Consider the following 7,858-nt stretch of genomic DNA (forward strand, 5'->3'; position numbering starts at 1 on the left):
ATACCAAGTTTTATTGGGCGCCTTTCATTCTCAATGCTTATCATGACTGTCCTCCTGTGAAGTTACCGTTCTTCAAGTTTCATATTCATCAGGTGATAACTGGCAATGAGCTGCGCAATGGCCAGGGGATTGCTGATCTTGACCTCATTCCCATCGTGGTATTTGCCAATATAGGTTTTCGGCATGGCAATGCCGGGTAGGTGATCCCAGACAATTTTCATGACCCGTCTAGTGGTTTTATGGGCAATATCCTGGGTTATGTTAATAATATCCACCGGCAGACCGTCATCCCTGCCAAGGGTTGCGGATATGCAGCATGGCTCCTGGATGAGTCCTGAATCAATAAACCGGGATAAATCAGGATGCCTGATGGTTGGACGCAGGATCAACTGCACGTTGAGCCCGCTGCCGGTCTCTTTTTCAAGTCCCTTGGGACGGTAAAAAGAAACCACAATGTCCGCGTACACCCGTTGTGGACGAATGTATCTTTTTGAAACCTCCTCCCGTCTTTTCAAGGATTCGATCACATCGTCCCGGGTATATCCTCGTTTCTGGGTGTCCCGGGCTATCTTCCAGTCCACCCGCAGGCCCTCCTCGGGGTCCAGGTACAACTTCACGTCAAAGACATCCCGCATCCTCCGGGTATAAAAACCGAGCAACCCCTCAATGATGACAAACTCCTTTGGTTTGATATACTCGGGAGGATCGAAACACCCCGTGGAATGATTGTAAACCGGCTTCAGTATCGGCTCTCCCCGGCGCAGACAGTACAGGTGCTGTTCCATGATGTCGATATAGTTGCACTCCGGGTGCAGGGCCGATATCCCCTTTTCCTTGCGCTGGACCCTGTTGTATCTGTGATAGTCGTCTATGCAGATAACGGTTACCCGGTCCGGCCCGAGTGTGTCTTCAATTCCCTTGGTAAAGGTGGTTTTGCCGGTGCCGCTGTCTCCGACTACCCCCAACAGTATTGGGCGATTGTTTCCCATGATCTTCCTCATCCTGTAAACCTACTGCACAACTTCGGATTTCGGCTTGATGCTGCGTTACTCGTCGGCGGAAAATGCTCACATACAGGGAGTATGCCCCGCCTTTTCACCTTCCTCGCGCCTTGCCTGAGGCCGAACTTCTCGTTTTGCAGCAGGTTCCCTGTGGTTAAAATTTCACTTCAGCCCAGATCGCAAGGGCCTCTCTGAGTTCCCGGCTCTGTCGCGCGATCTGATCCAACGACTTGCCGGCCACGACCCCTTCAACAGCTTCACGGACAGCGGCGGCCCCAGCCTGGCTTCCGCGTGGATGTCCGTGGACGCCACCGCCAAAGGCCCAGATGGCGTCCTTGCCGAAGATGTCAAAAAGTATTGGCACATGCCCTGGATGAAGCCCCCCTGACGCCACTGGAAATACGGGTTTCAGGTCTTCCCAGGGCTGCATGAACCGCATGCCGTTCACCACCTTGCTGTTCCGTTCTCTGAGGATCTCAAGCCGTTCTGCAAGCTCGGTCCTGGTGCCCTCGAGCTTGCCAACCCCGGTCCCCATGTGGATGTGATCCAGTCCTATCATCCTGGCCCACTTGGAGATCACCCTGTAATCCACGCCATGGTATGGAACCCGGTCATAGGCGGCGTGCATGGCCCGGTGGCCGTGCAGGGCGAGTCCTCCCATCCGCTCAATTTCCTTTCGCAGGGAGGCTACTGCAGTGAAACCCGCCACCACAAAGTCAATCATCACGAACCGGCCGCCATGTTCTTTGACCAGGGCCGCCCGGCGCAGCATCTCTTCCGTGTCGCCGGCGGTCACGTTGCACCAGTACCCCTTCCTTTCCCCGGTCTCGGCCTCGGCTTTCCGGACCATCTCAAGGGTGTATCTCACCCGGTCATCAAAGGGATTGAAACCCTGGCTGCCCAGGTTTTCATCGTCCTTGACGGTGTCAAGGCCGCCTCTGAGGGTTTCGTAGCATCGTTTTGCGTGTTCCTTGGCGGTAAGTCCCAACTTAGGTTTGATGGTGGAGCCGGTCAGCGGCCGGTCATAGACGCCGAGGAGTTCCCGTACACCCTGAATGCCCTGGACCGGGCCGGGAAAGGACTTGACGATCTCTTTGGGAAAACGCATGTCCTCGATGCGGATACCGTCAACCGCCTTCATGCCGAAGATATTGCCGGCCAGGCTGCTCAAGATATTGGAGAGACTGCCCTTTTCTACCAGGTCCGGATGATAGGCCACATAGGCCATATCCCCCTCCACCCGGTACACATAACTTGGCAGCCGTCCGGAGATCTCTCGATCTATCTCGGTCCAGGTGCCGGTGGAAGACTCTGCGCATGCGGCCGATGCAGCCTCGATGATATCCACGTCCTTCCTGGGCCTTATCTTGAAGGCGACCAGAATATAGTCGTCGCCTGGCTCCATATCCGGCTTGTAGTAGGCGTCCGCGTATGGTTTTACGCCTTTTTCCGCTGTGATTGTGCCCATGTTTTTCTCCTTTTTTTGAGTTGAAAATAATTGTTTAGAAACCCCATCCTTCTGGAATCTCAGTCATATTTAATGGCGCTTATTCGCATGAGCGTCTCAAGGTTGTGATGGGCCTCTATGTACCGGATGGTGCCAGTGAGTCCCCTCATGACCATGGAAAACGTCCTGGCGCCCTTGCCGGTAAATTCCACCCCCCTGAGAAAGCTGCCGCCGGTGATCCCTGTGGCGGCAAAGAACACGTCATCGCCCCTGATGAGTTCCTCGGTAGTCAATACCTGTTCAAGCCGGTATCCGGCCGACAGTACCGCCTTTTTCTCCGCATCCGACTGGGGATCAAGCATGCCCTGCATCTCTCCCCCCATGATCCTGATGGCCGTGGCAGCAAGCACCCCCTCGGGGGTCCCGCCAGTGCCCATCATCAGGTCAACGCCGGTGCCCGGCATCACGGCCATGAGCGCCCCGGCCACGTCGCCGTCGGTGTGGAGCTGGATACGGGCCCCCGCAGCCCTGATCTCCTGGACAAGCTTCCTGTGCCGCTCCTTGTCCAGGACAAACACCACAAGGTCATCAACATCCTTGCCAAGGGCCTGTGCCACCCTTTTCAGGTTGTCGGCCACAGGGGCCTTGATGTCCAGTTTTCCCCTGGCCTCGGCCGGGGCGACCAGCTTTTTCATGTAAAAGGCCGGCCCTGGGTCATACATGCTGCCCCTGGGGGCCGCGGCCACCACCGAGATGGCATTGGGACGGCCATAGGCAAGCAGCCTCGTCCCCTCCACCGGGTCCACGGCCACGTCCATTTCCGGCCCCCGGCCGGAGCCTACCTGCTCACCATTGAAGAGCATGGGCGCCTTGTCCTTCTCTCCTTCGCCAATGACCACCACCCCACGGATATCCACGGAGTCAAAGCTGATCCGCATGGCGTCTACCGCGGCCTTGTCGCCCTTTTCCTTGTCGCCTTTTCCCATCCAGCGGGCAGCTGTCAGGGCCGCGGCCTCTGTAACCCGCCCCAGGTCAATGCCAAGATTATGTTGCGGTGTTTCCTTCATGTATGGGACCTCCATGTAACGGGTTGTAGAAAATTTCCTTGGATGAAGCCCTGTGTCCGTGGTGATATTCATCATTCGTCGGGGCTGATTACTGCCAAGGTGTTTGCAGCCGTGCTGGTCAAGTTAGAAATACAACTACCGTGCCACAGGACTACTGCAAGCGGGCTTGTTATAAAAAGACTATGATTTCAATATATTATTGGTGCAATTAGCAGACGGGCCGGCAGAACGGCGGGGTTTGTCTGTGCCTTCTCCGGCACATCCGGCAGGAAGGGCGGAGGTCTCAACGTGTCTGATCTGGCACAGGACGTGTGATCCCGTGCTTTTTTATGAGGCGGTACAAGGTGCGCCTCGGGATACCTGAGAGTCTTGAGGCCTGGCTTACGTTTCCCTCTGCCTTTTTCAGGTAATGGAGTATCTCCTGCCTTTCGTAATCGGCAAGGAACCGGTCGCGCGATGTCTTTAATTTTGGAAGTTTTCCTTCGCCCCAGCCGGCGGATGGTTTTTCATGGACTGGGGGATGGGAATCGCCAGGTGTCCGGGGTTGATAATCCCGTCTGTACAGACAATAACCGCCCGTTCGATAACGTTTTCAAGCTCCCGCACATTGCCCGGCCAGTCATAACTCATGAGCACTTCCAGGGCCTCATCCGAGATCCCATTAATCTTTTTGTTGAGCCTGTGTTCCGCCTTGGTGAGGAATTGGTAGGCGAGGTAGGGGATGTCCTCGGTCCTGTGGCGGAGGCTGGGGAGGACGATGGTGAAGGTATTGAGCCGGTAAAAGAGATCCTGCCGGAAATCGCCCTGCTTGATGGCCTCTTCCAGGTTCCTGTTGGTGGCGGCAATCACGCGCACTTTTACCCTCTTTGTGAGCGACGAGCCGACCGGCCTGATCTCTCCTGTCTGCAGAAACCGGAGCATCTTGGCCTGCAGTTCCATCTTCATGTCGCCGATCTCATCCAGAAAGACGGTCCCGTTGTGGGCCTCTTCCAACAACCCCTTGCAGTCTTTTTCAGCGCCGGTAAAGGCGCCTTTCACATAGCCAAAGAGCTCGCTTTCAATCAGGGTGGAGGTGAGGGCGGTGCAGTTTACTGTGATGAACGGCTGGTCCCGCAGATGACTGGCCTGGTGGATACTCCTGGCCACCAGGTCCTTGCCGGTGCCGGTCTCTCCGAGCAGCAGCACGGTGGTGGGCGTCGGCGCCACCTGGGCGATCATCTCCCTGACCATTTCGATCTGCCGTGACTTGCCGATAATAGGCCCTCCCTGCTGGATATAGAGATCATACTCCCTCTTGGTGACCTTGTATTTTGTTTCAAAATCCCAGATACGCTGGCACTCCCTGACAAGAAGCTGGACCAGCCGGACAGCGGTGCCATGCAGGATGGTCGTCCCTTCAGAGCCAAATGTGGCAAGGCAGTCTTTCTGTCCCTGATCAACAAAGAGTACGATGTCGGGCGGTGGTAAGCGCCTGAGCTGAGCGCATTCGTTCCAGAGGGAAATATCAAGCCTCCTGGCCAGTTCAAGGCTTGACGGGTCGGCGTCAATATCCAGAAGGCCAACAAGCATGCAGCCCTGGATATTTGAAAGGGTCTCAAGCAGGGTTGCACACTGCCTTCCCGGTCCGACGACCAGCAGTCTCATGGAGGGCCCGACCGAAAAGGCATCTTCGCTGGTTTTTTGAGGATTGGAGAGCAAACTCACCTTTTCCGGCTCCCCAGCTCGTTTCTCAATTGTCTGGCCGCAGCTACCATGTTCCTGAGCATGGCCTCCACCTCGGGCCAGGTCCTGGTTTTCAGGCCGCAGTCAGGGTTTACCCAGAGCTTTTCCGGGGGAATACCCTCCAGGGCAAGGCGTAGGAGGTCGGTCAGTTCGTCAATGGCCGGCACCCTCGGACTGTGGACGTCGATTATGCCCGGACCTATATCGTTTGGATAGTGGAAGTCACGGAAGGTATCAAGCAGCGTCATCCTGCTGCGGCTTGCCTCCATGCTGATGACATCGGCATCCATCCTGGCGATGGCGTCCATGATATCGTTGAACTCGCAGTAGCACATGTGGGTGTGAATCTGGGTTTGGTCCCTGACCCCGCTGGTAGCAAGCCGGAAGGCGGCCACGGCCCAGTCAAGGTATTGCTGCCGGTCTCTCTGTCTGAGAGGCAGTCCTTCCCTGAGCGCGGGTTCGTCGATCTGGATGATTTTCATGCCGGCCTGTTCCAGGTCCTGTACCTCATCCCGGATGGCAAGGGCCAGTTGGAAGCAGGTATCCCGCTGCGGCTGATCATCCCTGACAAAGCTCCAGCGCAGGATGGTCACCGGCCCGGTGAGCATTGCCTTCATGGGTTTTTTCGTAAGGGACTGGGCAAAGGTTGACCACAAAATGGTCATGGGATGCGGCCGGGAGACATCACCATAGATAATCGGGGGTTTCACGCAACGGGAACCATAGCTCTGCACCCAGCCATTTTCCGTAAGACAGAACCCGTCAAGCTTTGTCGCGAAATACTCCACCATATCGTTTCGTTCTGGCTCGCCGTGCACCAGTACATCAAGCCCCGCCTTCTCCTGCTGCTGCACGGCGAATTCAATGTATTCTTTCATGCTTTGGACATATTCTTCGCGATCTGCCTCACCTTGGCGGTATCTCTTGCGTATGGCCCTGATTTCCCCTGTCTGCGGGAACGAACCAATGGTTGTAGTCGGCAGGATAGGCAGGTCGAGAAGCGCGGACTGCGCCTTTTTCCGCTCAGGGAAAGGGGAGCTACGCGTAAACATCTGCTCGGAGATTGATGCCAGCCTGTCCCTGACACCGGGATCCATCCTGCGCGTGCATGCCCTGCGGGCCGCCAGGATTTTCCGGTTTTCGATGAGAGCGTCAGGCTGCCCGCCGGAAGCCGCATCAGCAATGGCCGCGACCTCAAAACATTTTTCCCTGGCAAAGGCCAACCAGGTTCTGATTTCAGGATCAAGACCATTTTCTCCGGCAATATCCATCGGCACATGCAGGAGCGAGCAGGAGGGGGCGACCATGATCCTGTCTTGGCCCAGGACCTTGCCAGCCTGGCACACCAAGTCGATGGCCCAGTCCATGTCCACCCGCCAGATGTTGCGGCCATTCACCACGCCCATGGAGAGGGCCGTGTGGTCCGGCAGGTTTTCCAACACCGCGCCGAGCTGGCCCGGGGACTGGGCAAGATCAAGGTGGAAGGCAGCGACCGGGATCTTAAGCGCTGTAGCCGGATGTGCGATCTCCCCGAAATAGGTGGCGATCATGATCTTGGCGTTACCTGCCGCCTTTGCCAGGCGGTCGTAGGCGTTGATCATCCGTTCAAGCATCTTCCGGTCAAGATCAAGGACAAGTATCGGCTCGTCCATCTGGATATATTGGCACTCCTTGCCAAGCCCTGCCAGAACTTTGCAGTATGCCCCGACAATCTCATCCAGGTGCTCCCAGCGGTCAAAACCCGGTTCCATGCCCTTGCCAAGGTAAATATAGGTAAAGGGTCCGGGGAGTACCGGTTTTGGCTGCACCCCCGACTGGCGGGCCTCCTGCACCTGCCGGAACAGCCGGGAGGACGAAAGACGGAAGACCTGCCCCGGCCAAAATTCAGGGACAATGTAGTGGTAGTTGGTGTCAAACCACTTGGTCATCTCCATGGCAGCAGGACCAGATTCGTCCTCTGCCCGGGCCATGCGGAAGTAGGTATCCAGATCAACCTCGTTGCCTTCAAATCCGAACCGTTCCGGAACCGCACCAAGTGTCGCTGTCATGTCCAGGATGTGGTCGTAAAGGGAAAAATCTCCGACCGGCACCAGGTCAATGCCTGCATCTTTCTGTATTCGCCAGTTCTCAAGCCGGATTTCTCTGGCGGTATCCAGAAGCTGTCTCTTCGAGATCCGGCCCTGCCAGAACCCCTCAAGGGCCCATTTCAGTTCCCTGTTGCGTCCTATTCTCGGAAACCCCAGGTTATGTGTCAGCATAACTACCTCCTTTTTTAGCACATTTTTAAAAAACGTGCTACTAAAACATCAACGTAACTGCCTGGCGATGCTTTTTTGTTAGATCATGAAGAGGAAAATCGCGGAGGGAACAGGAGAGAACAAGACGCAGCACAGGCCATGATCGACCTGAAAAAAGGCTGTGGCGGCATATCATCAGTTATCCTCCTGGACCCAGGCGCGAGGTCCTCAACAGGCAAACACAGGCAGGGCGTCTTCTGGCTTACGGGCCGGGGCATGCCCCCTGGTGACAGCACCTCTTGCTCGGCCCCATCCTTCCCGGGCTTTCCCAGTGGATGCAGCCATGCTGTCAGACCCGATCACAGCAGCGCGTCTGCGACGGAC

Annotated in this window: 7 protein-coding genes and 1 riboswitch; of the genes, 1 reads left to right on the plus strand and 6 read right to left on the minus strand. The window is 56.4% G+C overall.

Going from position 1 to position 7,858, the window contains the following annotated elements; all coding sequences use genetic code 11:
- Positions 1 to 62: 62 nt before the first annotated feature.
- The 3 genes from ACP5SG_RS08655 to glpX form a co-directional block, all read right to left on the minus strand.
- Positions 63 to 989, minus strand: coding sequence for a phosphoribulokinase (locus tag ACP5SG_RS08655; RefSeq protein ID WP_424661726.1), 927 nt, complete (start codon positions 987 to 989; stop codon positions 63 to 65).
- A 166-nt stretch (positions 990 to 1,155) separates the two neighbouring features.
- Entirely contained in the window at positions 1,156 to 2,469 is a 1,314-nt protein-coding gene (locus ACP5SG_RS08660) for a ribulose-bisphosphate carboxylase large subunit (protein ID WP_237889062.1), read from the minus strand.
- 59 nt (positions 2,470 to 2,528) lie between these two features.
- Positions 2,529 to 3,515, minus strand: coding sequence for a class II fructose-bisphosphatase (gene glpX / locus ACP5SG_RS08665; protein WP_237889061.1), 987 nt, complete (start codon positions 3,513 to 3,515; stop codon positions 2,529 to 2,531).
- 42 nt (positions 3,516 to 3,557) lie between these two features.
- On the opposite strand from glpX, the gene ACP5SG_RS08670 reads away from it, so the two are divergent.
- A complete protein-coding gene (locus ACP5SG_RS08670; RefSeq protein WP_428123586.1) occupies positions 3,558 to 3,701 on the plus strand; it encodes a hypothetical protein in 144 nt (47 codons plus the stop codon).
- Between the two features lie 97 nt (positions 3,702 to 3,798).
- Here the strand turns inward: ACP5SG_RS08670 and ACP5SG_RS08675 are convergent, their stop codons facing one another.
- From ACP5SG_RS08675 to metE, 3 genes are read right to left on the minus strand one after another with little or no spacing between them, the layout of a single operon-like run.
- Entirely contained in the window at positions 3,799 to 4,080 is a 282-nt protein-coding gene (locus ACP5SG_RS08675) for a helix-turn-helix domain-containing protein (protein WP_428123595.1), read from the minus strand.
- Positions 3,978 to 5,219 carry a sigma-54 interaction domain-containing protein gene (locus tag ACP5SG_RS08680; RefSeq protein ID WP_428123589.1) on the minus strand — a complete coding sequence of 414 codons (1,242 nt, stop codon included), beginning with the start codon at positions 5,217 to 5,219 and terminating at the stop codon, positions 3,978 to 3,980. Before ACP5SG_RS08680 ends, ACP5SG_RS08675 begins: the two co-directional genes overlap by 103 nt.
- On the minus strand, positions 5,216 to 7,495 hold the full coding sequence (gene metE, locus ACP5SG_RS08685) for a 5-methyltetrahydropteroyltriglutamate--homocysteine S-methyltransferase (protein ID WP_428123592.1): 2,280 nt from the start codon (positions 7,493 to 7,495) through the stop codon (positions 5,216 to 5,218). The genes ACP5SG_RS08680 and metE overlap by 4 nt, the downstream gene beginning before the upstream one ends.
- 211 nt (positions 7,496 to 7,706) lie before the next feature.
- Positions 7,707 to 7,858, minus strand: a riboswitch (cobalamin riboswitch). This riboswitch is flagged as partial in the annotation.

It is taken from the genome of Dissulfurimicrobium sp., assembly GCF_049968175.1.
Lineage (GTDB): Bacteria > Desulfobacterota > Dissulfuribacteria > Dissulfuribacterales > Sh68 > Dissulfurimicrobium > Dissulfurimicrobium hydrothermale.

Excerpts from the sequence above, each read along its gene's own strand:
- ACP5SG_RS08655 (WP_424661726.1), bottom strand. The coding sequence starts at position 989 with ATGGGAAACAATCGCCCAATACTGTTGGGGGTAGTCGGAGACAGCGGC.
- ACP5SG_RS08660 (WP_237889062.1), bottom strand. The coding sequence starts at position 2,469 with ATGGGCACAATCACAGCGGAAAAAGGCGTAAAACCATACGCGGACGCC.
- glpX (WP_237889061.1), bottom strand. The coding sequence starts at position 3,515 with ATGAAGGAAACACCGCAACATAATCTTGGCATTGACCTGGGGCGGGTT.
- ACP5SG_RS08670 (WP_428123586.1), top strand. The coding sequence starts at position 3,558 with ATGAAGCCCTGTGTCCGTGGTGATATTCATCATTCGTCGGGGCTGATT.
- metE (WP_428123592.1), bottom strand. The coding sequence starts at position 7,495 with ATGCTGACACATAACCTGGGGTTTCCGAGAATAGGACGCAACAGGGAA.